Genomic DNA, 23,063 nt, shown 5'->3' on the forward strand with positions numbered 1-23,063 from the left:
CGTACCGAAGGCGGGCTTGCGCCGCCCGACGGGACGACCGGCGCCGGGTCCGGCGTTCCGCCCCCGACCCGCCAGGGTCTAGCGTTTGACGTCACGTCGGGCCGCGCCGGTCAGGAACGCCGCGCCGAGCAGGGCCGCCGCGAGGGCCGCGACCAGCAGCGGGTTCGGTCCTGCCGGGTGGCCGGCGTCGCGGACGGCGCCCATGAAGTCGACCGGGGCGACGTGGTTGATCAGCAGGTACCAGAGCGGCAGGTACAGGGCCTGGAACGGGCGGTGGCTGCGGGCCACCGTGCCGAGCCCGAGGGCCAGCGCCGGGACGAACAGCGCGCCCGCCAGCCAGTGCACCGCGCCGGTGGCGTCGCCCGCGGCGAGCATCCGCAGCAGCGGACCGAGGCCGGCGGCCGCCGCCAGCAGCACGCCCGACGCCCATTCGGCCAGCAGGCGCAGGCGGGGCGCGGGGTGCGCGCCGAGCAGTTCCTCCAGGCCGTTCTCCACCTGCTGGGTGCCCAGCCGGGACCAGATCAGCACCGGCCACAGCCACAGCGCGGGCAGCAGCAGCCCGGTGGCCATCGGCAGCGGCACGGCGAGCGCGGCCGCGCCGACCGCGCCGGTGACGGCCCACCAGGTCCACGGCACGCCCTGCACCAGGATCCGGGTCTGCCCGGCCAGCAGTCGCCCGAACGCCCCGGCCCGGACCGGCGCCGCGGTGGGCAGCGCCCCGAACGGCGCGGGCGCGGCCACCGCCGGTTCGTCGGCCACCGGTGCCGAGGACGTACGGCCGGGGTTGCGGGCCGGGTCGAAGCGGCCGAACCACAGCGCGGGCAGCACCGCCAGCACGGCCGCGCACAGGACGATCACCGGGCGGGTCGCCAGAAAGCCGCCGGTGAACTGGACGCCGTCCCAGACGAAGGTGTGCAGCGGCTGCGGCACCTGGGTCAGGCCGAGGCTGAACTCGCCGTCCCCGACCGGGAGTTGCTGCCGGTTCAGGGCGCCGGTGAGGGACTGCGTCAGCTGCTGCACGCCGATCCCGCCGAGCGGGGCGTTCGCCGACTGCCCGCCGATCGCGAGCACCAGCGACAGCACGAACCAGACCACGTTGCCGAAGCCGCCCCGCAGGAGCGGCACCGTTTCGAACAGCACGGCGGCCGCGGCGGTCAGCGCGATCAGCGGCAGGGCGATCACGGCGAACGGGCCGAACAGGGCGAGCGGGTCGACGGCGCGGTCCTCGCCGCGGACGAGTTGCAGGACCAGCGCGGTGCCGGCCAGCACGCCGAGCATCGAGCCGAGCACCAGCAGGTTGGCGAGGAACTTCGCGGCCAGGTAGCCGGCGGTGCGCAGCGGGGTGGCGGCGAGGATCTCGCCGACCCGGCCGGCGGCGTCCCGGGCGATGCCGCCGCGGACCACCCAGAACCCGCCGACGGTCAGCCACAGGGCGCCGGCCAGCGCGGTCGCGGTGCCGACCCAGGCGCTGTTGTAGACGCCCCGGTTGCCGCCGACGTCGAGGATCACCCAGTGGCTGTCGGCGGCGGGCACCGCGAGGTAGCCGAGCGCGACGGCGGCGAGCAGCGTCACCGCGTACACGGGCCGGCGCACCCGGTCGCGGAAGTCTCCGGCGGCGAGCCGGGCCAGCGCGCTCATCGCAGGGCCTCCGGCCGGGTGGGCGCGCCGTGCACGGCGGCCAGGTACACGTCCTCGAGGTCGGGCATCGCGGGCACGGCGTCCGGGGTGGGCGGGTAGCCGGCCAGGACGCGCAGGCGGACGCCGTCGGTGGTGCGCACCGTGCGGCCGACCTGGTGGCGGGCCTGCACGGCGGGCACCTCGGAGGGTGCGACCACCGCCTCCCAGACCTGCCCGTCGAGTTCGCGCAGCAGCTGGTCGGGGGTGCCGCGGCGCAGCAGTCGGCCGTGGGCGAGGACGGCGAGGTCGGCGGCGGATGCTTCGACGTCGGAGACGATGTGGGTGGACAGCAGCACGATCCGGTCGGCGGCGAGTTCGCCGAGCAGGTTGCGCAGCCGTACCCGTTCCTCGGGGTCGAGCCCGGCGGTCGGCTCGTCCACCACCAGCACCCGGGGGTCGGCGAGCAGGGCCTGGGCGATGCCGACCCGGCGCAGCATGCCGCCGGAGTAGCCGCGCAGCGGGCGGCGGACGGCCTCGGTCAGGTTGACCAGTTCGATCAGCTGGCCGATCCGGGTGCGGGCGGAGCGCGCGGACAGGCCCTTGGCGGCGGCCAGGTAGCCGAGGAACTCGCGCGCCGTCAGATTGGGGTAGACGCCGAAGTCCTGTGGCAGGTAGCCGAGTTCGCGGCGCACCCGGTCGGGCTGGGCGAGTGCGTCGGCGCCCCGGTAGCGGTAGTGGCCACGGGTGGGGCGGGTGACGGTGGCCAGGATCCGCATCAGCGAGGACTTGCCGGCGCCGTTCGGGCCGAGCAGGCCGGTGAGTCCGGGGCGCAGGGTCAGCGTGAGGCTGTCCAGGGCGCGTTTGCCGCCGCGGTACTCCTTGCCGATGCCGGCGAGTTCGATGGTCAGGTCGGTCATGGGTGGGTCTCCGTGGTTCGCGGGGCGCTGTCAGCCCTTGAGGTCGGTGGGCTTGCCGTCGCGGGTGACGGCGACGTTGCGGGGCACCTCGACGCGGAACCTGGCTTCGCAGTCGGCCAGTCCGGTGCAGCCGGCGTGCAGGTCGAGGGTGCCGTCCTCCAGCGTCCAGCTGAGCTTCTTGCTGCCGACCTGGGCGCCGGTGTCGAACCAGCGGGTGACCTTGACGTCGGTGCGGTCGGCGGGGATCAGGTCGGTTGGGTTGCCGTGCGCCTTGACGTCCAGGGTGGTGCCGGTGAACTCGAAGGCGTGTTCCTCGGGCTTGGCCTCGGAGGCGTCGGCGCAGGCGGTCAGCGGCAGCAGGGCGGCCACCGCGAGAGCGAGCAGGAGAGTCTTCGGGCGTCGGTTCACCGGTTCCTCCGGGCGGTTCGGTCGGGTACGGTGCCGAGCCTCGCCGATCCGGGCGCGGCCGCCATCTGCCGTTCGGCAGATATTCGCGGCCTTCCGGCATTCGTGCGTCACCGTTCGCGTCCGTCGTGTTGCGGACCGTTCTGCCGGGGTTTGGACTCGCGCCGTTGGACCATCCGCCCTGACGCTGGATATGTGAAGGAGGCGTGAATTCATGATCACCGAAGAACAGATCCGCTCCGTCCTGCACCACCCCGTGCACGACGCCGACGGCAACAGAATCGGCACCGCGGACCACCTTTTCCTCGACGACGCCACCGGCCGGCCGGAGTGGGTCAGCATCAAGACCGGGCGGTTCGGGTCCAACCAGTCCTTCGTGCCGATCCGCGACGCCGAGATGGTCGGGGACCACCTCCAGGTCCCGTACGGCAAGGACAAGGTCAAGGACGCCCCGAACGTGGACGTCGACCGCGGCGGCCACCTGTCCGAGCAGGAGGAGCGCCGGCTGTTCAGCCACTACGGCATCGAGTGGGACGACGCCTGGAAGGCCGCCAACGAGCCCGGCGAGGGCGGCTGGGCGCACCGGGACAGCGGGAGCGCGGCCACCACGGGCAGGTCCGAGCGGGCCCGCACGGACGAGAACACGACGGCGGCGACCAGGCCGACCATGCCGAGCGCCGGCCGGGAGTCCCCCACCCGCGCCTCCGACATGTCCGGCACCCGGGTCACCGCCACCACCGGGACGGGCACCACCGGCGCCGCGGCCACGGGCGTGGCGGCGACCGGGGGCAGGGCCGACGCCCGGACCACCGAGGCCCGGACGGCGCGGGACGAGACGATGGCCCGGTCCGAGGAGCGGATGCGCGGCCGGGCGGGGCGGGACGACGTGATGACCCTCTCCGAGGAGCGGCTGCACGTCGGCGTCGAGCGGTATGAGACCGGACGCGCCCGACTGCGCAAGTACGTCGTCACCGAGGAGGAGCGGCAGACCGTACCGATCCGGCACGAGGAGGTCCGGATCGAGCGCGAGCCGATCACCGAGGCGAACCGGACCGCGGCGATGTCCCGCGAACCGATCGCCGAGGCCGAGTACGACGTCGTCCTGCACGCGGAGCGCCCGATCGTGCACACCGAGGCCGTGCCGGTCGAGCGGGTGCGGCTGGTGACCGAGGAGCGCGTCGAGCAGCAGACCGTCACAGGTGAGGTCCGCAAGGAACGCATCGAGGCCGAACTGCCCGACGAGACGGCCACCCGGCGGATGTCCGGCGAGGACAAGGGCGGCCGGGCCGGCCGCTGAGGGGTCGCTCCGGGGCCGCGAGCGACCGGCCTGAACGGTCGCTCGCGGCCCCGGGCGGGTCAGTAGGACACGCTGTAGAAGTCGACCGAGTTGGTCCCGGGCTGCGAGCGCCCCCGTAGCCTTCTTCGCCGATCCGTCCGGGCGGCACGGTGCGTGCGCCACCGACCGCCGGTAGGGCACCGTAGCCAGCCGGTCCATGACGGGGCGTCACACCTGGGGTCGATGTCGCTCCGCCCGCTACCGCGCCGGTTGCAGCGCGGCCGGACGGGTGTCAGGCGGTCGGGTCCCAGAGGCCGCCGGCCTTGCCGCGGGCGAGGTGTTCAGCGTAGACGCCGACCTTCCAGGAGATGACGGCGCGGCACTCCTCGAGTTCCCGGATCCGGGCGTCGACGCGCTGCCGGTGCGCTTCGAGCAGGTCGAGGCGCTCCGCTTCGTTGCCGGGGCCGGAGCGCACCAGCTCGGCGAAGCGCCTGAGTTCGGCCAACGGCATTCCGGATTCCCGGAGTTTGACGCAGATCAGCAGCCACTCGACGTCGAACGTGCTGTACCTCCGCCGGCCACCGGCGGTGCGTCCGACCGGTCCGACCAGCAGGTGTTCGCGCTCGTAGAAGCGCAGCGTGTCGATGCTGAGCCCGGTCCGTTCGGCGACCTCGCCGATGCCCAGCGGCTCTGCGGGGGTCCCGGTGGCTGTCATGGACCACAGCGTAGGACTTGAGCTGGACCGCGCTCCAGCTCGTAGCGTCCTCGCCATGACCAGCTCCGACACCACCCGAACTGCTGTGCCCGTCGCCGATCAGCGGCTGGTCGGCTCGCCCTTCTCCGCCGCCAGTACCGCCCGGGACGTGCTGGCCGGACTCGACCTGTCCGGCACGAACGCCGTCGTCACCGGCGGCTCCTCCGGGCTCGGCCTGGAGACCGCGCGGGCGCTGGCCGCCGCCGGGGCCCGGGTCGTCGTCCCCGCTCGCCGCCCCGGGATCGCCCGCGCCGCGCTCGCGGGGGTGGCGGGCTGCGAGGTGGTCCCGATGGACCTGGCCGACCTCGGCAGCGTGCGGGCCGCCGCTTCCCGGATCGCCGGTCTGCTGCCGCGGATCGACCTGCTGATGGCCGTCGCCGGGGTGATGGCCACGCCCGAGCGGCGGGTCGGGCCCGGCTGGGAGAGCCAGTTGGCCGTCAACCACTTCGGGCACTTCGCGCTGGCCTGCGCGCTCTACCCCCGACTCGCCGCGGCGGGCGGCGCGCGCGTGGTGGTGAACAGTTCGGCGGGCCACGCCCTGACCGAATTCCGTTGGCGCGACCCGCACTTCGGCACCGGCTACGACAAGTGGCTGGCGTACGGCCAGGCCAAGACCGCCAACGCGCTGTTCGCCGTGCACCTCGACGCGCTCGGACGCGGGGACGGCGTCCGGGCCTTCGCGCTCCACCCGGGAAAGATCATCACCGGCCTGCAGCGGGAGATGACGCTCCGCGAGCAGATCGACCGCGGCTGGATCGACGAGCAGGGCACGGTGATCGGCGCCGGATTCAAGACACCCTCGCAGGGCGCCGCCACCGGCCTGTGGGCCGCCACCTCCCCACTCCTCGCCGGGCACGGCGGCCTGTACCTGGAGGACTGCGAGGTCGCCGTCGCCGTCTCCCCCGGAACACCGATGGACGACGGCGGCGTCCACACCCACGCCATCGACCCCGCTGCGGCCGCCCGCCTGTGGGAACTCTCCCTCGCCGCGACCGGCGCAGCACCGATCCCCGGCTGACGCCGCCCGCTCAGGTGCCGGGGGTCACCAGCCCGCTCTCGTAGGCCACCACGACGGCCTGGGCGCGGCTGGCGAGGCCGAGTTCGGACATCACGCGGTTGGCGAACAGCCACACCGTGCCCGTCCCGATCAGCGGCTGCGCCGGCGCCACCTCGACGCTCACCCTGGCCGCGAACCCCGCCGCCAGCCACAGGCCCGCCGACAGCGGCACGGCAACCCTGGGGTTGACCCCGGTGCGCGCGTGACACCGCAGGTGGGGGATCGTTGGAGTTCGCACGAACGATTTTCCGGGGCCCGTTCCCGGGGTCCGAAAACGAACGAAGGAGACCCTCATGATCTTCATCGCGGTGAAGTTCACCGTCCGCCCCGAGCAGAGCGACAAGTGGCTGGACCTGGTCGCCGACTTCACGGCCGCCACCCGCAACGAGCCCGGCAACCTGTTCTTCGAGTGGTCGCGCAGCGTCGACAACCCGCACCAGTTCGTCCTGCTCGAGGCCTTCGCCGACGACGAGGCCGGCTCGCAGCACGTCAACTCCGCGCACTTCAAGGACGCCATGGACAAGATGTCCGGCGCGGTCGCCACCATCCCCGAGATCGTCAACATGAAGGTCCCCGGCAACGGCTGGTCCCAGATGGCCGAGGTCCAGCCGCGCGGCTGACCACCCGGTCCGCATCGGGCGCCGTCGGTATGATCCGGACGATGAGGATTCGCGCCGGGGGCGCCCGGGACGCCGGCGAGATCGCCCGGCTCCACACGTCGAGCTGGCAGCACGCGTACGCGGCACTGATGCCCGCCGAATACCTGGCCGGGCCGCTGGCCGCCGAGCAACTCGCCCTCTGGGAACGGAGATTGAGCGGCGAAGACGGCCACTTGGCGCTGGCGGAGGACGGGCCGGTGCTCGCCGGTTTCGCCTACCTGGTGCCGGAGCCGGACGGCCGGGTCCTGCTCGACAACCTGCACGTCCGGGCCGGACTGATCGGCTCCGGGGTCGGACACCGCCTGCTCACCCACGTCTTCGGCCGAATGCTGCACCGGCACCCGGGCCAGAGCCTCTACCTGGAGGTACTGGCCGACAACACCCGGGCCATCGCCTTCTACGAACGCCACGGCGGCACGCCCGTCGCCCACCGCGAGGTGGACTTCCCCGGCTTCCGGCGCCCCGGCTACGAGTACGCCTGGCCCGCCCCGGCGATCGCCGAACGGGCGGCCGGGGCGGGCTGAGAGCAGACCGGGGACGGGGGCGGTTCAGTCCTCGGGGATGCCGCCCTTGCCGTCGTCGTTGCGGTATCCGTTGTACTCGCCGGTGACCCAGTCGACGGAGGGCGGGCGTTCGCCGGTGCCCCCGCGGCAGTACTCGTGGACCGCCGCGGCGATCAGCGGCATCGGCAGGACGCTGGCGGGATCGAATTGCGCGCCGGTGTGGTCGTCCGCGACCAACGCCGGCTCGGCGCCCGAGGGGTGGGGGTTGTCGGAGAGCCAGAGCCAGTCGTGGATTCCGCCCTTGTGGCCGACGTTCAGCCACGACAGGGCTCCGTATTCGCCTGCTTCGTCGACCGTCACACAGAGCTCGGCGCTGCGGTGCTCGGCTCCCGGTTCGCGGAAGCAGAACGCTGCCTGGCTCCCGGCTGCCGCGCGGAGGGCCTCGGCGACCATGGTCTCGGTCTCCTCCGCGTCGGCAGGGCGCCTGGCCTCTCGGTCGTACCAGATCTCCAGAATCACGGCCGGCCGCTCCCTGCCGGTGCCGCAGGGGAGCGCCGCGCGGCGGCGGGCATGCTGAGGTGCACTGTGGACATCCGATCCTGAGCCCCCGCGCTGCCGACGGCAGGGCGGGGTGTGACGATTCGTCGAGCCGCCGGCGATTCTTGCCCGGCCCACCGACAATCCGCTCAGCAGTCGTCTATTCGGTGCGGATCCGGTAGGCGCGGGTCAGGGCGGCTACGTGTTCGGCGACCTCCGTCTCGGTGGGGGCGTTCAGCAGGACGAAGCCGGTCTGGGTGGCGGAGTGCATGGCGCCGGTCTCGAGCTCGCCGATTCGGGCGCGGATCTCTACGTGGGTGACGCCGGGGAGGGCGCGGAGTTCGGCCTCGGTGGACAGTTCGACGATGGTGCCCTGGGGGCGGGGCAGGAAGTAGACGGCGGAGCAGCCGTCCATGGTGTGGGCGTCGACGGCCGGGGATTCGCCGAGGGCGGTTTCGATCAGGACGTGCCACGGGTCGATGCCGTGGTGGTGGGCGACCAGGTCGGCGATGCCGCCGCCGCCCGGGCGGCAGGAGACCTCGCCGATCAGGAAGCCGGTGGAGGTCTGGAACACCTCGAGGTGGGTGACGCCGCCGGTGAGGCCGAGGGCGGCGACGGCCGCGTCGTGCAGGTCGCGGATCTCCTTGGCGACGGGGTCGTCGACGGGCACCGTGTAGGAGCCGACCAGGTCGCCGACGGCCTGGAGCAGCGGGGTGAAGTACTTGGCGACGGAGGCGAACCGGACCTCGCCGTCCACCACCATGCCGTCGCAGTGGTATTCGGTGGCGATGTCGACGAACTCCTCGGCGATCATGGGGTAGGGCGAGGTGCGCAGCGACAACGTCCGTTCGGAGGTGGCCAGTTCGGCGAGGTGTTCGGCGCTGTGGACGGCGAAGATGTCCTCGCTGCCGCCGCCGAGGGCGGGCTTGACCACGACGGGCCAGCCGAGTTCACGGGCGGCTTCGGCGGCGTCGTCGAACGAGCCGAGCAGCCGGAACCGGGCGACGGGCAGGCCGGCGGCGTGCAGGCGCTGCTTCATCACGTACTTGTTGGAGAAGGCGTTGGCGGTCTCGTAGCCGACGCCGGGGATGCCGAAGTAGGAGCGGACGTACCCGGCGGCCTGCAGGCTGTACTCGGAGGGCGAGACCACGTGCTCGAAGGCGTTGCGGCGGCGGATCTCCAGTGCGGCAAGCCGGACCTGGGTGAGGTCCTCGACGTTGTCGACGTAGGTGACGTCGGTGTCGTCGCGGTAGAAGCCGCGGTAGTTGGGGCTGGTGATGACGGACAGCTGGAGGTCGGTGCGGTCCTGGAGCCGGCGGGCCGCGACGTCGCCGCTGGTGTTGACGAGGAGAACCCTCTTCACTGTGCGATCCTCTCTTCGATGACGGGCGTCAAGGTCGGTTCGGGCGGCCCGGGTTGGCGCATCGTCGTCCAGAGCAGGAAGGCGGCGCCGACGGCGAGGGTGACGGGGGCGAACACCAGGGCGGAGCTGCCGAGCGAGATGGTGAGGCCGAGTACCAGCGAGGACGCCGGGACGGCTCCGGTGACGAAGGTGCGGATCACCGCGTTGACGCGGCCGGACAGGTGGTCGGGGATGGCCTGCTGCCGGTAGCCCATGACGGCGGCGTTGATGCCGCCCTCGCCGAGGCAGAGCACCGCGAACCCGCCGACCATCACGACCGGCCACGGGGTGAGCAGGCCGAGGGTGCCGATGCCGCACACGCCGAGGCAGATCGCGAGTTGGCGTTTGCGGTCGTCGCCGATCAGCACCCGCGGGGCGAGCCAGGCGCCGATCGCGGCGGCCACCGCGGCGATCGACATGGCGATGCCGAGGGTGCGCGCCGACCATTCCCAGTCGCTGCGGCCGACGGTGATCAGTGTCGATTCGAGGGCGCCGGCGCCGACGTTGTACAGCGCGGTGACGAGTGTCAGCCGGCGCAGGTCGGCGCGCGAGCGGAAGAACGCGACGCCCTCGCGGAGCATGGCGACCAGCGAGGACTCGGTGGGCTCCTGCCGGGCGTAGGGCATGCCGAGGGTGGTGAGCGCCGTCAACAGGAAGGTGACGGCGTCGAGTTCGAGCGCCCAGGTGGAGCCGAGGCCGGCGATGATCAGGCCGGCCAGCGCGGGGCCGACGAAGCGGGCGGCCAGCAGCAGGGCGGTGAACTGGGCGGACGCGCGGTCGAGCCGCTCGGCGGGCACCAGCAGCGGGATCAGGCCGTAGTCGCCGGCCACGTCGGAGACCACGTTGGCCAGGCCGATCACGAACAGCGCCAGGAACACCGCCCAGGTCAGCGAGTGCCACAGCGCCAGCGGGATGGCGGCGACCGCGAGGCCCTGGACGACCTCGCCAAGGGCGAACAGCACCCGCCGGTCGTAGCGGTCGATGAACGGGCCGAGCAGCGGCGCCAGCAGATACGGGAGGTTCTGCGCGGCGACGCTCAGCACCGCGAGCAGCGGGGAGCCGGTGGACTGGAGCAGCGCCAGCGGGACGGCGACGTAGAGGAAGGTGTTCCCCATCGTCGAGACCGCGGAGGCGCCGGTGAGGAGCCAGAACGATTTCACCGGGCGGACCGCCCGGTGGGTATGACGGAGCGTTCGAAGAGGCCGGCCGGGGGCATCCGCGAATCCCTTCTCGTGCGGTGGCCGGGCGCTGCCGCGAGTGGCGGGCGCCCGGCCGGGGATGGGGCGTGGTGTCTGGGCGCGTCGCGGTCAGCCGGCCTCCCGGCGGGCGAGGCCCTGGGCGGCGGCGGCGCGCAGCAGCGCCGCGACCGTGCGGGCGCGGACGGCGGCGGGGCGGGTCGGGCCGGGGGCCGGGCGGGTGGCGGCGCGCAGCAGCCGGGTGTCCACGCAGAGGATCTCGGAGAGCAGCCGCAGTCCGGCGTCGGGCTCCGCCAGCCGGGCGGGCACGGGTGGCTCGAACTCCTCGGCCAGTTCCCGCAGTTCGTCCGGCCCGTACTGCTCGGGGTTGCCCAGCAGGGCGAGCCAGCCGAGGTACAGCGCCCGGTGGTCGCCGGCCGCCAGGCCCGCCCGGACGCCGGCCAGCCGCTCCAGCGGGTGGTCGGCCCTGGCGCCGCGGCCGGCGAAGTCGGTGCGGAACGCGACCAGGCAGTGTTCGCCGACCGTCCACGCCTCGGCGCCGTACTGCTGGGCGAGGTCCGGCGGGACGCCGCCCCCGGGCAGCCGGAAGATCACCTCCCGGGTGCCCCAGGGCGAGGCGGCGAGGTGGATGTCGAAGTGCCGTTCCATCAGCCGCCTCGGGTCGGTGCGGAACACGCCGATCGCGGTGCTGGTGAGCAGCGAGGCCGCCGCCGGGCCTTCGCCGGAGCGGGTGTCGTCGACGGTGAAGAACCGGTACGTCATGCCTTGCTGCCTGGCCTCGGTGCGGGTGCGCGTGCGGTCGCCGGGTGGTGCGCCAAGTGGTGCGCCGGTGCCGCGGTCGGTTCCTGGTGTCACAGCTGCGCGACGCCGTCGAGCAGGCGGCCGATTTCGGCGTCGGTGTTGTAGTAGTGCACGGAGGCGCGGACCACCTCGGTGGGCTTCTCCGGGTGGGTGTCGAACTTGGCGGCGGACGGCCGGGAGAGCAGGGTGATCACTCCGGCGGCGCGCAGGCCGTCCACCAGGTGCTGGGTGTCGCGGCCGTCCTTGGTGAAGGTGACGAGGCCGCTGCGGACCTGCCCGCGGTCGTGCACCCGGACGCCGTCGAGGGCGGAGAGCCCGGCGCGCAGTTGTTCGGCGAGGGCGTCGATGCGTTCGCGGATCGGACCGATCCCGAGCTCGAGGGCCTCGTCCACGGCCGCGCCGAGGCCGAGCAGGTCGGCGACGCCGCGTTCCCAGCTCTCGAAGCGGCGGGCGTCGGGGCGGATCTGGTAGCTGTCGGGGCCGGTCCAGGTGGCGGCGCGCAGGTCGAGCACCGGCGGCTCCAGGGTGGTGACCACCTCGCGGTCGACGTACAGGAAGCCGGTGCCGCGCGGGCCGCGCAGGTACTTGCGGCCGGCGGCGGACAGCAGGTGGCAGCCGATCTCCCGTACGTCGAGCGGGAGTTGGCCGGCGGACTGGCAGGCGTCCAGCAGGTAGAGCGCGCCGGCCCGGCGGGCCAGTGCGCCGATCTCGGCGGCGGGCTGGACCAGGCCGTTGTAGGTCGGCACGTGGTTGACGGCGACCAGCCGGACGCCGCCCTGGTCGAGCATCTCGGCGAGCGCGTCGAGGTCGACCTGGCCGTGCTTGTCGTCGGGGATCGGTTCGACGGAGACGCCGAAGCGCTGCTTGGCCTGCAGGTACCCCAGGCCGTTGGACGGGTATTCGCTGCGCGAGGTGAGGATGCGGTCGCCGGGGCGGAACGCGATGGAGTAGAACGCCATGTCCCAGGCCCGGGTGGCGCTGTCCACCAGGGCGATCTCCTCGGGCCGGGCGTTCAGCAGCCGGGCCACCGAGGTGTACACCGCCTCGACCCGGTCGTCCTCCTGCTCGGCCGCGGCGTAGCCGCCGAGGCGGCTCTCCAGCGTCAGGTGGTCGATGACGGTGTTGGTGACGTGTTCGGTGCGCAGCGCGGCGCCCGCGTTGTCGAAGAAGGCGGTTTCGGTGCAGCCGGGCGTCCGTGCCCGCAGGTGCGTGATGTCCATGGTGCCAACTCCCTTTCGGGCGGGGGTGGTCAGACCCCTTCGTCCTGAAGGTCGGCGACGATGTCGCCGGCCCGGTTCGCCATGGTGCTGAGCAGCGAGTCGGCGATCCCGTGGGTGGCTTCGTTGACACCCTGCAGGTAGAGGCGGGCGTGGTCGCCCTCCGCCGTGCGGACCCGGTAGCGGCGCTGCACCGTGAGTTCGGGCAGCCCCAGCGCTTCTCCTACCCCACGTACGGCGGCGGGCATGCCTGGTTCGTAGCCGGTGCCCAGCAGGACGCGGTCGCAGGCGAGTTCGGTGTTCTCGCCGGTGAGCCGGTCGTGCAGGGTCAGGACCACGCCGTCCTGGTCGGCGGTGGCCGCGACCACTTCGGTGGCGGTGAGGATGCGCAGTCCGTCCTTGCCCTCCAGCCGGTCGCGGTACTGCTGGTGGTAGAGGCTGTCGAGCAGTTCGGGGGTGACGCCCGCGTAGTTGCTGCGGGCCATCTCGGCGAGCACCAGGGCGCGGGCCGGCTCGTCGAGGTCGTGGAACTCGCGGGACGCGGCGGGCGAGTAGAAGCGGCTGGTGAACTTGGAGGTGACGTACGGGGTGAGGGCGAGGCCGCGGACCACCAGCACCGGGGTGCAGCCCGGCAGGTCGTCCCGGACGGCCTGCACCATTTCGACGGCGCTCTGCGCGCCGCCGATCACCGCGATCCGCTGCGGGATGTCGCGCGGCAGGGCGGCGATCCGCTCGGAGTAGACGCTGCTGTGCACCACGCGTTCGGCGGGCAGGTCGCGGAACACCTCGGGGATCCGCGGGTCGCGGCCGCCGGCCAGCACCAGGTGCCGGGCCCGCACGGTGCTGCCGTCGGCGAACGCCACGTCCCAGCGCCGCAGGGCGCCCTGCGGGTCGCGGACGGGGTCGATGCGGACGGCGCGGCGGTGGTGGTGGACGGCGACGTGCTCCAGGCCCTCGGCGACCCAGCGCAGGTAGTCGGAGATCTCGCTGCGGTAGGGCGTGAACGAGCCGAGGCTCATGAAGTCGTCCAGCCGGCCGCTCTGGTGCAGGTAGTTGACGAAGGTGTAGCGGGAGCGCGGGTTGCGCAGGGTGGCGAGGTCCTTGAGGAAGGAGACCTGGCTCTGCGCCCAGGGGATGAGCAGGCCGCTCTGCCACACGGTGTGGCTGTTCTGCTCGACCAGCAGGGTGCGGCGGGCGAGGTCGGGGGCGAGTTCCTCGAGGGCGACGGCCAGCGCCAGGTTGGCCGGGCCGGCCCCGATGCCGAGGATCTCCACGTCAACGTCTGCCACGGTCACGGTTGTCGGTCCTTCCTCGGTGACGGCACGGTCGGGGGGCCGGCCCCGCGCCCGGCGGGGGGCGCGGAACCGGCCCTGGGTGGTGCGAGAGGTCAGGAGACCTGGCCGAGCAGGCGCGCCGCTTCGTCGGCCCGCTCGTTGATGGTGGCCGCGAGGGTGGCGACCCGGTCGGCCATGAAGCCGTCGGCGCCGATCAGCGCGGCCTCGGCGGTGCCCAGGCCGCTGAACAGCCGGGACGCGAAGCGGTGGTTGGCGGTGTGCCGGTGGCCGGCCGCGTCGAGGATCTTGTCGATCGAGACGGCGTGGTCACGCGGGTGCCAGATGTACCGCTTGAGGCGGAACCGCAGCTCGACCGGGCCGAGCTCCCACCAGGCGGAGCGGATGCCGAGCTCCTTCTCGGTGATCTCCGAGTAGTCCTGCGTGTTGCGCAGGTGCAGGCGCTCGTAGAGCGCGAGCAGCTCGTGCAGGCTCTCGTGGCTGCCGAGCGGCTCGCCGTGCTCGGCGACGGTGTCGGTGGCCGGCACCACCTCCGGCGGCAGGCCGTTGCGGCCGCGGTCCAGCGCGTGCAGGATCTGCGGCCGGTAGGCCCACCACTCGGCCATCACCACGTGGGCGAGGTTCTCGCGGATGGAGCGCTCGGAGCGCAGCGGGGTGGTGTCGAGCAGCGCGTCCGGGACGCCGACGAACAGCGACTGGAACTCGCGGTAGGCGAAGCGGTGCTGGCCGAGCAGCCGGTGGGTGTCGTTGAACTCCGGCCCGTTCTTGGCACGTTCGCGCTCCGCGACGACCGCGAAGTCGCACAGCTCCTGGTAGGCCTGCAGGACGACCTCGCGCAGGCAGTCGGAGTACCACTGCCAGTCGCCGGGGCCGGGCTTGCCGATCCAGTCCTTCATCAGGACGCTGTCGGGCAGCACCGCGACGGTCTGCGCGAAGCGCTCGACGGCGGCCGCCAGCGGCGAGGTGGTGACCTGGCTGTGGCGGGACCAGGAGGTCTCGATGGTGCCGCCGCTCTGCGCGACCTTGCGCCAGCGGGCGGCCTCCTCGACGGTGACCTTGTCCTGCGGGAAGCGGGCGGTGGCCTCGTCGAACAGCCGGATCGCCTCGCCGTACTTCTGCTTGCGCAGCGCGGCCTTGGCCCGGCCGACCAGCAGCTGGGCCTTGAAGCTGTCGGCGGTCAGGTGTCCCGGGGTGTCGTGGAACACCGTCTGGTAGCCGACCGACAGGCGGGTGCGGCGCGGGGCGCCGTTCCACTCGTGGTAGCGGGTCTGGTCCGGCGCGAGCAGCTGCACGGTCGGCGACCAGATGAAGATGTGGTTGTTGATGATGTCGGTGCTGGCCCGGTCCGGGTCGGTGGTGACCACCCGGACGGGGAGCGTGTACTCCATGATGTCCCGGGCGATTTCCGGGTCGGAGTAAATGCTGCGGTCATGATTTCCGCAGCCGGAACAGTCGGGTGAGTGGAGGTCCAGGAGGACCGGCTTGTCCTCGATCTCGGAGCGCTTGAGAAGCGCCTGGAAGTCGTGCTGGTCTGCCCACTTAACTGCCAACGTAGGACCCAATCCTTGCGCTTTTGGCGGAAGTGGCTGGAGGGCAGCGGATTCGTGCCATGGCTCCCCCTGCCACGATCATGAACCTACCCCGCTCGGCGTGTCCACTGTCAAGCGTTCAAAGGTAATATTGTTGCGTTGATGTTGCGCCCAGTAAACTGACCTGCGGTTTTTACCGAATCCCTACCGGGCAAAAACGGACACTCCCGACCGATCGGTCGGTAGCCGCCCCAGGCGGCCCAACAGTGAAAGCTCCACCCATACCGGAACAGTGCCGCGAAGGTCCTTGATCGGCGCCCCGACCTGGGTTAGAACAGTTGGCGGGTGTGTGCCGGGGCGACGGCACCGAGCGGCCGGCCCGGCGCCGCGATCACCCTCCACAGGCGTTCCGACACTCCTTTCCGCAGTCTTCTCTGTTTTTCTCCTCACTCGACCCGGCATGGCCGGAGGCGTATTTCTGCGACCTTTTCCGTCGCAGGACCATGGCCCCGGGGCGACTGAAAGCGGGGGCGGTATGACGATCCATCTCAATGCAGGCCCATCGACCAACAACCCGGCGACAACACCCGTCCAGCCGTATTCCTACCGATTCCGCGAGCCGGTCGAGCCGGAATGGAGGAGATTCCCCGGCTGGTCGCAGGTCACCGCCGACGAATGGGATTCCGCGCAGTGGCAACGCGCCAACTGCGTCAAAAGCGCGCGCCAACTGGGCGCCGTCCTCGGACCCGGAATCGGCGATTCCTTTCTCGCCGACCTGGTGCGCGACCAGCAGCAGCGCGCCACCATGTCGATGCTGGTCACCCCGCAGCTGCTGAACACGATGGTGCCGCACCTCGCGCCCGGCGAGGCCGGCTTCCTGGACGCGCTGTACGCCGACCCGGTGCGGCGCTACATGATCCCGGTGTTCTCCGACCGCGACCCGCGCTGGCCCTCCCACCCGTTCGCCACCCGGGACTCGCTGCACGAGAGCGAGATGTGGGCGGTCGAAGGATTGACGCACCGCTACCCCACCAAGGTGCTGGCCGAGCTGGTACCCACCTGTCCGCAGTATTGCGGCCACTGCACCCGGATGGACCTCGTCGGCAACCCGACCCCGCAGTTCACCAAGCACCGCTTCGACCTGCGCCCCGCCGACCGGCTCGGCCGGATGCTGGAATTCCTGCGCACCCACCCGAGCATCCGCGACGTGGTGGTCTCCGGCGGCGACCTCGCCAACCTGCCCTGGCCGCGCCTGGAGTCCTTCCTCACCGCGCTGCTCGACATCCCCAACATCCGCGACATCCGGCTCGCCACCAAGGGCCTGGTCGGCCTCCCCCAGCACTGGCTGCAGAAGGAGGTCCTGGACGGCCTCGCCACGGTCTGCGCCCGCGCCCGCCGGCAGGGCGTGCAGATCGCCGTGCACACCCACGCCAACGCCGCCCAGTCGGTGACGACTTCGGTCGCCCGCGCCGCCACCGCGCTGTTCGAGGCCGGGGTGCGCGACGTCCGCAACCAGGGCGTGCTGATGCGCGGCGTCAACGACTCGGTGGAGGCGCTGCTCGACCTCAGCTTCGGGCTGCTCGACGGCGCCGGCATCATGCCGTACTACTTCTACCTCTGCGACATGATCCCCAACAGCGAGCACTGGCGGGTCGCGCTGTGGGAGGCGCAGGCGCTCCAGCGCGGCATGATGGGCTACCTCCCCGGCTTCGCCACCCCGCGGATCGTCTGCGACGTCCCGTTCGTCGGCAAGCGCTGGGTCGACCAGGTCGACTCCTACGACCGCCAACGCGGCATCTCCTACTGGACGAAGAACTACCTCACCCCGCTGGAAGCCGCCGACCCGGCGGCCGGCGGCCGCGCCCACCCCTACTACGACCCGATCCCGAGCCTTCCGCCGGAGGGCCAGGAGTGGTGGAAGAAGACGCCGCATGAAGCTCATTGACGAGCACGGACTGTCCGTCGCCCTGATCGACCCCGACGAACTCGACGCCCGGCCCTGGACATCGAGCGATCGCCACATCGACGTGGTCCGGATGCTCCGGCCGCCCGCCGACCGGATCGACGCCCTGCGGGCGGCCGGCTTCGTGGTCAAGCCCGAGATGCTGACCTGGCTCGCCGAACTCGGCCCCGACGAGGACCACTTCCTGGCCCGGCTGGAGGCCAACCCCCGCCGCGACATCCTGCGCGCCCGCCGCCGCGCCGCCGTCCTGCGCGAGGAGGTCCAGGACCAGGTCGACGCCGACACCCTGGACCGCTTCCTCGCCCTCTACGAGCAGCGGGTCTCCCAGATGCAGTTCGGCGTGCCCTACGCCAAGCGCCATCGGGAGGCCGTGCTGCACGGCCCGCAGAAGTACTTCGGGGTGTTCGCCTTCGAGGGCGAGGAACTGGTCGGCGGCTGCCTGGTCGCCGAGTGCCCGGACGTCTCGGCGATCCGGGTCCGGTTCTCCGCCGTCACCGAGTACTGGCGCCGGGAGGCGAGCCTGTCGCGCGCCCTCTACTTCACCGCGATGCGCACCGCCAGGGCCAAGGGCCTCCGTTACGCCACCCTCGGCGACGAGCCCAACCTGTACGGGCACCTCACCCAGGTCGGGCTGTTCGCCTTCAAGGTGAAGATGGGCTTCCGGGCGGTGCCCTCGCAGGACTTCGGCGACCCGACCGGCTGCGACGAGGCCGACCTGGTACTGAATTTCTCCGCCCTGAACGACCCCGGCCTGATTCTCGGATATCCGCCCGAACTGCCCGCCGACGACCGCCGGCTGCGCGCCTATTTCCTCACCGAGGACATTTCCCGGGCGGCGAAATTCCGGGCCGATTTCCTGGAAGGCGTGGAGCCCCGCACACCTTCCCGGTGAACGAGGCTCCAGAATTAATTGCGGTTCAGCTGTCCGACGGGTTCCCGGACTCCACCGGGAACCCGTCGCGCTTCCAGTACTCGAAGCCGCCGATCATCTCCTTGGCCTTGAACCCGAGCACCGCGAGCTTCGCCGCGCCCTTCGTCCCGGCGTTGCAGTCCGGCCCGAACCCGTAGGTCACGTAGGTGACTTCGCGGTCCAGGCCGGTCACGTGCTCCGGCCCGAGATCCCGGTGCGGCAGGTTCAGCGCGCCCGGGATGTGCGCCTCCCGGTAGGACTCGGCACTGCGGGTGTCCACCACCCGGACGCCCGGCACCTTGTGCGAAATGTCGTGCTCCACGTCCGACGGGTCGCACTCGGAGGCGAGTTTCGCCAGGAAATAGGTGGTCGAGAGGTAGTTCGTCGCCGGAACCCCGTTCACCTTGCTGTCGGCCGTGAGGAACTGGAAGAGCTCGTGCCGGTCGGACACGGGAACACCCCTTTTCAACGAAATGGCGTCGGTGTCGAACAGCCTATGATCCGGGCCCCGAGTGCCGCAAGCATTCTCGAAAGCCGAATCCGCCAATTCGACTCGGCGGAATTCACCGACCGACGAGCTGTCAGGCCCCGGCCGTCAGGCGTCGATCCGTCAGGCGTCGACCCGTCAGGCCCCGTCCTGTCAGGCGCCGTCCGGGAAGTGGCAGGCGGCCGCGTGGTCCACGCCGGGGGCGGCGGGGACGGCGACCGGCTGCTCGGTGGCGCAGCGGGTGCGCTGCTCGGGGGCGAGCGCGGCGTGGACGGGGCAGCGGGCGCGGAACGGGCAGCCGAGGTGGCGTTCGGCGGGCGACGGCGGGTCGCCGGCCAGCAGCAGCCGGGGGCGGGCGCGTTCGGCGGCCGGGTCGGGCAGCGGGACGGCGGCGAGCAGGGCGCGGGTGTAGGGGTGGCGGGGCGCGGCGAAGACCCGCTCCACGGTGCCGGTCTCCACCGTGCGGCCGAGGTACATGACGCTGACCCGGTCGGCCAAGTGCCGCACCACGGACAGGTCGTGGGAGACGAACAGGTAGGCGAGGCCGAGTTCGGCCTTCAGCTGCTGGAGCAGGTTGAGCACTCCGGCCTGCACGGAGACGTCGAGCGCGGAGACCGGCTCGTCGAGGACCAGCAGGTCGGGGCGGACGGCGAGGGCGCGGGCGATGGAGATCCGCTGGCGCTGGCCGCCGGAGAACTCGTGCGGGTAGCGGTCGGCGTGTGCCGGGTCCAGGCCGACCTGGCGCAGCAGTTCGGGGATCCGGCGGCGAGCGTCCCCGGCGGGGGTGCGCTGGGCGAGCAGCGGTTCGGCGATCACGTCGCCGACCGGCATCCGCGGGTCGAGGGAGGCCGCCGGGTCCTGGAAGACGATCTGGACACGGGAGCGCAGCCGGTGCGCGGTGGCCCGGTCGAGCTGGGCGGTGTCCTGGCCGAGCAGCTCGATCCGCCCGCCCTGCGGGGCGGCCAGCTTGAGGACCTCGTACAGGGTGGTGGACTTGCCGGAGCCGGACTCGCCGACCAGGCCGAGGGTTTCGCCGCGCCTGATGTCGAGGTCGACGCCGTCCACGGCGAAGGTCTCGCCGATCCGGCGGCGCAGCAGGCTGCCGCGGTAGCGGGGGAAGCTGCGGGTGAGGCCGGTGACGGCCAGCACGCTCTCGCGTTCCTCGCGCGGCCGGGCCTCGGCGGCGGGCACCGCGGGGACGGGGTAGACCTCGGCGGGGGCGGGCCGGGTGGCGGCGAGATGCGCTGCGCGCACGCACGCGGCCAAGTGCACGCCGAAGTCGGCGGGTTGCGGCTCGGATGCCACCCGGCCGTCGTCGGCCGGTGCTGGTTCGACGGCCTCACGGCCATCGGCACCGGCAGGTTGCGTCTCGGCAGCCGGGTGCGCGCTGCCACCGGCCGGACGTCCGCCGGCCAAGTGGCCTGTGTCGTCGACGAGTTGCGGTTCGGCGGTGCGGCAGCGATCCTCGACCAGCGGGCAGCGGTCGGCGAACGGGCAGCCGGCGCCGCGCAGTTCACCGGCGGCAGGCGGGCGGCCGGGGATCGGCACCAGCGGTCCGCCGCGACCGTCGAGGCGGGGGACGGCGCCGATCAGGCCGAGTGTGTAGGGGTGGCGTGGTGCAGTGAACAGCTCGTCCACGGGGGCGGTTTCGACGATCCGTCCGGCGTACATGACGGCGACCCGGTCGGCGCTGCCCGCGATCACGCCCAGATCGTGGCTGACCAGGACGAGAGCGGCGCCGGTCTCCCGCTGAGCGGTGCGCAGCACGTCCAGCACCTGGGCCTGGATGGTGACGTCGAGGGCGGTGGTGGGTTCGTCGGCGAGCAGGATGTCCGGGTCGTTGGCGACCGCCATGGCGATCATCGCGCGCTGCCGCATGCCGCCGGAGAACTCGTGCGGGAAGGCGTCCAGGGCGCGGGCCGGGTCGGGGATGCCGACCAGGTCGAGCAGGTCGGCGGCGCGCTTGCGGGCGGCGGCCTTGCCGACGGCCTGGTGAACCCTGACCGCCTCGGCGATCTGGTCGCCGATCCGGTAGACCGGGGTGAACGCGGACAGCGGGTCCTGGAAGACCATGGCGATCCGCCGGCCGCGGATCTCCGCCAGCTGCCGGGCGGGCAGGCCGACCAGTTCGCGGCCGTCAAGCTGGACCGATCCGCCGATCCGGGCGGTGCCGGGCAGCAGGCCGAGCACGGCGAGCGCGGTGACGGACTTGCCGGAGCCGGACTCGCCGACCAGGCCGAGAGTCTCCCCGCGACGCAGGTCGAGATCGACGCCGCGGACCGCCGGGTGGTCCCCGAAGTCGACGGTGAGGTTGCGGACGGCGAGCAGCGGGGTGGTCAAGGGGTGCTCCGACGCGAGGGGGTGGCGGTCTTTCGGTTCTTTCGGCCCTGTGCACGGCGGGAGGGCCTGCGTCCGGCCGCGGCGGTGGGGTCGAGGGCGTCGCGCAGGCCGTCGCCGACCAGGTTGACGGCGAGCACGAACAGCACCAGCAGGCCGGCCGCGAAGTAGAACAGCCAGGGGAAGACGGGGGCGTCACTGGCACCGGCCGCCAGCAGGGTGCCGAGCGAGACGTCGGGCGGGCGCACACCGAACCCGAAGTAGGAGAGCGCGGCCTCGCTCATCACGGCGCCGCCGACGGTGATCGTGGCGTCGATGATCAGGAACGAGGAGACGTTCGGCAGGATGTGCCGCCAGATGATCCGGAACGGCCCGACGCCCATGAACCGTGCGGCGACCACGAATTCGCGCTCCCGCAGGGACCGCGTCATCGAACGGATCACCCGGGCGGTGATCATCCAGTTGAAGACCGCGAGCAGCAGCACGAACGCGATCCAGCCGCTGCCGCGCAGTCGGGGCGAGATCACCGCGATCACCAGGAACGCCGGGAAGATCAGCATCAGATCGACCAGGAAGGTCAGCAGCCGGTCCGTCCAGCCGCCGAAGTACCCCGCGCAGGCGCCGACGAGCGAGGCCAGGCCGGTGGAGAGCACAGCCACCAGCAGGCCGATCACCAGCGACTTCTGGAGCCCGCGGACGGTCTGCGCGAACACGTCCTGGCCGAGACCGTTCGTCCCGAACCAGTGCTGCGGGGACGGGGGTTGGCGCAGCGCGGTGTAGTCGGGGGTGGAGTAGTCCCAGGGGGTGAGGTACGGGCCGAGGAAGGCCAGCAGGAAGAGCAGCACCATGACCACCAGGCCGAGAACCGCTCCGCGGGAGCCTGCCAGTCGCCGGGTGGCAAGCCGGAGGCGGCCTGCGGGCACCCGCTGATCGGTCTGCGCCGCGACAGTCTGTTCCACCAGCTCGGCGCTCATGCAGCCCTCCCTCGGACACGCCCGCAGGGCGCAGCCTTCTGCGTCGTGTGGCCATGGGTGAGCCACCAGCCCGCGTCGCGCAGTTCCGCCACCTCGCTTCGCTGGGGGTACCCCCAGCGCCCCTGGTTGTGCTTCCTCTGGTTTCGCATCCCGCTCATGCCGTCCTCACTCGGGGGTCGAGCGCAGCGTGCAGCGCGTCGGCGAGGAAGCCGGCGGCGAGGACGACGACGGCGGCGAAGAGGTTGACGGCGACGACGGAGTTGACGTCCTGTTCGTTGACGGCCTGGATGAACCACTCGCCCATGCCGTGCCAGCCGAAGATGGTTTCGGTGAAGGCGGCGCCGGTGAACAGGCCGAGGAAGGCGTAGGCGAACATCGTGGTCATCGGGATGATCGCGGTGCGCAGGCCGTGCTTGAGCAGGGCGCGGGTGCGGGTGAGTCCCTTGGCTTCGGCGGTGCGCAGGTAGTCGGCGCCGAGGACGTCGAGCATGGTGGAGCGCTGGTAGCGGCTGTAGGTGGCGAGGCCGCCGAGGGCGAGCGAGAGGGTGGGCAGCAGCAGGTGCAGGCCCCAGTCGGCGAGGTGGGTGCCGAGGCCGCCGGAGAGGTTGGGTGTCTCGTAGCCGGTGAACGGGATGACGTCGTGGCCGGCCGCGTTCTTGGCGGCGATGGCGCCGTTCTTGAGCAGCAGGGCGAGCAGGAACACCGGGGTGGAGAGCAGCACGAAGGACAGCACGGTGAGTGCCCGGTCGGAGAGCCGGTACTGCCGGACCGCGCTCCATGCGCCGGCGGCCACGCCGAGCAGCATGCCGAGGACGCTGCCGACGAGCAGCAGCCGCAGTGAGACCCAGATCCGGCGGCCGAACTCGTCGTTGACGGAGGTGTCGTGGATGGTGCGGCCGAGGTCGGCGTGCAGCAGGACGCCGTCCGCCCAGGTGGCGAAGCGTTCGACCACGGGGGTGTGGTCGTTGAGGTTGAGCGCGGTCAGCTGCCGGTCGACGGAGGCGGCGGAGGGGCGCGGCTGCTTGGCCTCGAAGTAGGCGCGCGGGCCGAGCGCGGTGCCGGTCAGCGCGTAGGCCAGGAACACCGCGGCGGTCAGCAGGACGACGTAGTAGCCGAGCCGCCTGGCCAGGTAGCCCGTCACGGCGCACCTCCGGCCTGGTTCGCACACCTGCTGAACATGGTCATTTGCCTTCGCTAGTACGGACTTTGGCGCACATTCGCGCAGCAGTT

At 72.1% G+C, this 23,063-nt stretch carries 22 protein-coding genes; 6 read left to right on the top strand and 16 right to left on the bottom strand.

Annotated elements, in window-relative coordinates; translation table 11 throughout:
* Positions 1-78: 78 nt before the first annotated feature.
* Genes ACFYS8_RS04960 through ACFYS8_RS04970 form a run of 3 tightly spaced genes read right to left on the bottom strand, consistent with a single transcriptional unit; the run spans position 79 to position 2,942 of the window.
* Positions 79-1,638, bottom strand: coding sequence for a hypothetical protein (locus ACFYS8_RS04960; protein WP_387635824.1), 1,560 nt, complete (start codon positions 1,636-1,638; stop codon positions 79-81).
* Positions 1,635-2,534 carry an ABC transporter ATP-binding protein gene (locus ACFYS8_RS04965; RefSeq protein ID WP_387635827.1) on the bottom strand — a complete coding sequence of 300 codons (900 nt, stop codon included), beginning with the start codon at positions 2,532-2,534 and terminating at the stop codon, positions 1,635-1,637. The genes ACFYS8_RS04960 and ACFYS8_RS04965 overlap by 4 nt, the downstream gene beginning before the upstream one ends.
* Positions 2,535-2,564: 30 nt before the next feature.
* On the bottom strand, positions 2,565-2,942 hold the full coding sequence (locus ACFYS8_RS04970; RefSeq protein ID WP_387635830.1) for a hypothetical protein: 378 nt from the start codon (positions 2,940-2,942) through the stop codon (positions 2,565-2,567).
* 211 nt (positions 2,943-3,153) lie between these two features.
* Here ACFYS8_RS04970 and ACFYS8_RS04975 point away from each other — a divergent pair, with 211 nt between their 5' ends.
* Entirely contained in the window at positions 3,154-4,236 is a 1,083-nt protein-coding gene (locus ACFYS8_RS04975) for a PRC and DUF2382 domain-containing protein (protein WP_387635832.1), read from the top strand.
* Between the two features lie 271 nt (positions 4,237-4,507).
* On the opposite strand, the gene ACFYS8_RS04980 is transcribed toward ACFYS8_RS04975, so the two are convergent.
* Positions 4,508-4,930, bottom strand: a complete 423-nt coding sequence (locus ACFYS8_RS04980; RefSeq protein ID WP_387635835.1) for a MerR family transcriptional regulator — start codon at positions 4,928-4,930, stop codon at positions 4,508-4,510.
* A gap of 55 nt (positions 4,931-4,985) precedes the next feature.
* Between ACFYS8_RS04980 and ACFYS8_RS04985 the strand changes: the two genes are divergently transcribed.
* Complete coding sequence (locus ACFYS8_RS04985) at positions 4,986-5,987, top strand: oxidoreductase (RefSeq protein WP_387635837.1); 1,002 nt, start codon at positions 4,986-4,988, stop codon at positions 5,985-5,987.
* Between the two features lie 10 nt (positions 5,988-5,997).
* Here the strand turns inward: ACFYS8_RS04985 and ACFYS8_RS04990 are convergent, their stop codons facing one another.
* Positions 5,998-6,198: a hypothetical protein gene (locus ACFYS8_RS04990; protein WP_387635840.1), complete on the bottom strand. Its 201-nt coding sequence runs from the start codon at positions 6,196-6,198 to the stop codon at positions 5,998-6,000.
* 121 nt (positions 6,199-6,319) lie between these two features.
* Here ACFYS8_RS04990 and ACFYS8_RS04995 point away from each other — a divergent pair, with 121 nt between their 5' ends.
* A complete protein-coding gene (locus ACFYS8_RS04995) occupies positions 6,320-6,646 on the top strand; it encodes a putative quinol monooxygenase (protein ID WP_387635843.1) in 327 nt (108 codons plus the stop codon).
* A gap of 41 nt (positions 6,647-6,687) precedes the next feature.
* The gene (locus ACFYS8_RS05000) at positions 6,688-7,209 is read left to right on the top strand and encodes a GNAT family N-acetyltransferase (RefSeq protein WP_387635845.1); all 522 of its coding nucleotides are present in this window, start codon (positions 6,688-6,690) and stop codon (positions 7,207-7,209) included.
* 24 nt (positions 7,210-7,233) lie between these two features.
* On the opposite strand, the gene ACFYS8_RS05005 is transcribed toward ACFYS8_RS05000, so the two are convergent.
* From ACFYS8_RS05005 to ACFYS8_RS05035, 7 genes are all read right to left on the bottom strand, one after another.
* Positions 7,234-7,707: an Imm1 family immunity protein gene (locus ACFYS8_RS05005; protein ID WP_387635848.1), complete on the bottom strand. Its 474-nt coding sequence runs from the start codon at positions 7,705-7,707 to the stop codon at positions 7,234-7,236.
* A gap of 178 nt (positions 7,708-7,885) precedes the next feature.
* On the bottom strand, positions 7,886-9,088 hold the full coding sequence (locus ACFYS8_RS05010) for an ATP-grasp domain-containing protein (protein WP_387635850.1): 1,203 nt from the start codon (positions 9,086-9,088) through the stop codon (positions 7,886-7,888).
* The gene (locus ACFYS8_RS05015) at positions 9,085-10,287 is read right to left on the bottom strand and encodes an MFS transporter (RefSeq protein WP_387635852.1); all 1,203 of its coding nucleotides are present in this window, start codon (positions 10,285-10,287) and stop codon (positions 9,085-9,087) included. Before ACFYS8_RS05015 ends, ACFYS8_RS05010 begins: the two co-directional genes overlap by 4 nt.
* Before the next feature lie 147 nt (positions 10,288-10,434).
* Positions 10,435-11,085 carry a hypothetical protein gene (locus ACFYS8_RS05020; RefSeq protein WP_387635855.1) on the bottom strand — a complete coding sequence of 217 codons (651 nt, stop codon included), beginning with the start codon at positions 11,083-11,085 and terminating at the stop codon, positions 10,435-10,437.
* 89 nt (positions 11,086-11,174) lie between these two features.
* Positions 11,175-12,344 carry an aminotransferase class V-fold PLP-dependent enzyme gene (locus ACFYS8_RS05025; protein ID WP_387635857.1) on the bottom strand — a complete coding sequence of 390 codons (1,170 nt, stop codon included), beginning with the start codon at positions 12,342-12,344 and terminating at the stop codon, positions 11,175-11,177.
* A 29-nt stretch (positions 12,345-12,373) separates the two neighbouring features.
* Positions 12,374-13,636 carry a SidA/IucD/PvdA family monooxygenase gene (locus tag ACFYS8_RS05030; protein WP_387635860.1) on the bottom strand — a complete coding sequence of 421 codons (1,263 nt, stop codon included), beginning with the start codon at positions 13,634-13,636 and terminating at the stop codon, positions 12,374-12,376.
* Positions 13,637-13,728: 92 nt separating this feature from the next.
* Entirely contained in the window at positions 13,729-15,183 is a 1,455-nt protein-coding gene (locus ACFYS8_RS05035) for a DinB family protein (protein ID WP_387635863.1), read from the bottom strand.
* Positions 15,184-15,697: 514 nt separating this feature from the next.
* On the opposite strand from ACFYS8_RS05035, the gene ACFYS8_RS05040 reads away from it, so the two are divergent.
* On the top strand, positions 15,698-17,107 hold the full coding sequence (locus ACFYS8_RS05040) for a KamA family radical SAM protein (RefSeq protein WP_387635865.1): 1,410 nt from the start codon (positions 15,698-15,700) through the stop codon (positions 17,105-17,107).
* Positions 17,094-18,017, top strand: coding sequence for a GNAT family N-acetyltransferase (locus ACFYS8_RS05045; protein ID WP_387635867.1), 924 nt, complete (start codon positions 17,094-17,096; stop codon positions 18,015-18,017). The genes ACFYS8_RS05040 and ACFYS8_RS05045 overlap by 14 nt, the downstream gene beginning before the upstream one ends.
* 25 nt (positions 18,018-18,042) lie before the next feature.
* Here ACFYS8_RS05045 and ACFYS8_RS05050 read toward each other — a convergent pair whose 3' ends face one another.
* The 4 genes from ACFYS8_RS05050 to ACFYS8_RS05065 all read right to left on the bottom strand — a co-directional run bounded on the left by ACFYS8_RS05050 (position 18,043) and on the right by ACFYS8_RS05065 (position 22,974).
* Positions 18,043-18,486, bottom strand: a complete 444-nt coding sequence (locus tag ACFYS8_RS05050; RefSeq protein ID WP_387635870.1) for a rhodanese-like domain-containing protein — start codon at positions 18,484-18,486, stop codon at positions 18,043-18,045.
* A 189-nt stretch (positions 18,487-18,675) separates the two neighbouring features.
* On the bottom strand, positions 18,676-20,862 hold the full coding sequence (locus tag ACFYS8_RS05055; protein WP_387635872.1) for a dipeptide ABC transporter ATP-binding protein: 2,187 nt from the start codon (positions 20,860-20,862) through the stop codon (positions 18,676-18,678).
* Positions 20,859-21,833 carry an ABC transporter permease gene (locus ACFYS8_RS05060; RefSeq protein ID WP_387635874.1) on the bottom strand — a complete coding sequence of 325 codons (975 nt, stop codon included), beginning with the start codon at positions 21,831-21,833 and terminating at the stop codon, positions 20,859-20,861. The genes ACFYS8_RS05055 and ACFYS8_RS05060 overlap by 4 nt, the downstream gene beginning before the upstream one ends.
* Before the next feature lie 154 nt (positions 21,834-21,987).
* On the bottom strand, positions 21,988-22,974 hold the full coding sequence (locus ACFYS8_RS05065) for an ABC transporter permease (protein WP_387635877.1): 987 nt from the start codon (positions 22,972-22,974) through the stop codon (positions 21,988-21,990).
* Positions 22,975-23,063 lie beyond the last annotated feature (89 nt).

This window comes from Kitasatospora sp. NPDC004615 (assembly GCF_042873545.1).
In the GTDB taxonomy this organism is placed as follows: domain Bacteria; phylum Actinomycetota; class Actinomycetes; order Streptomycetales; family Streptomycetaceae; genus Kitasatospora.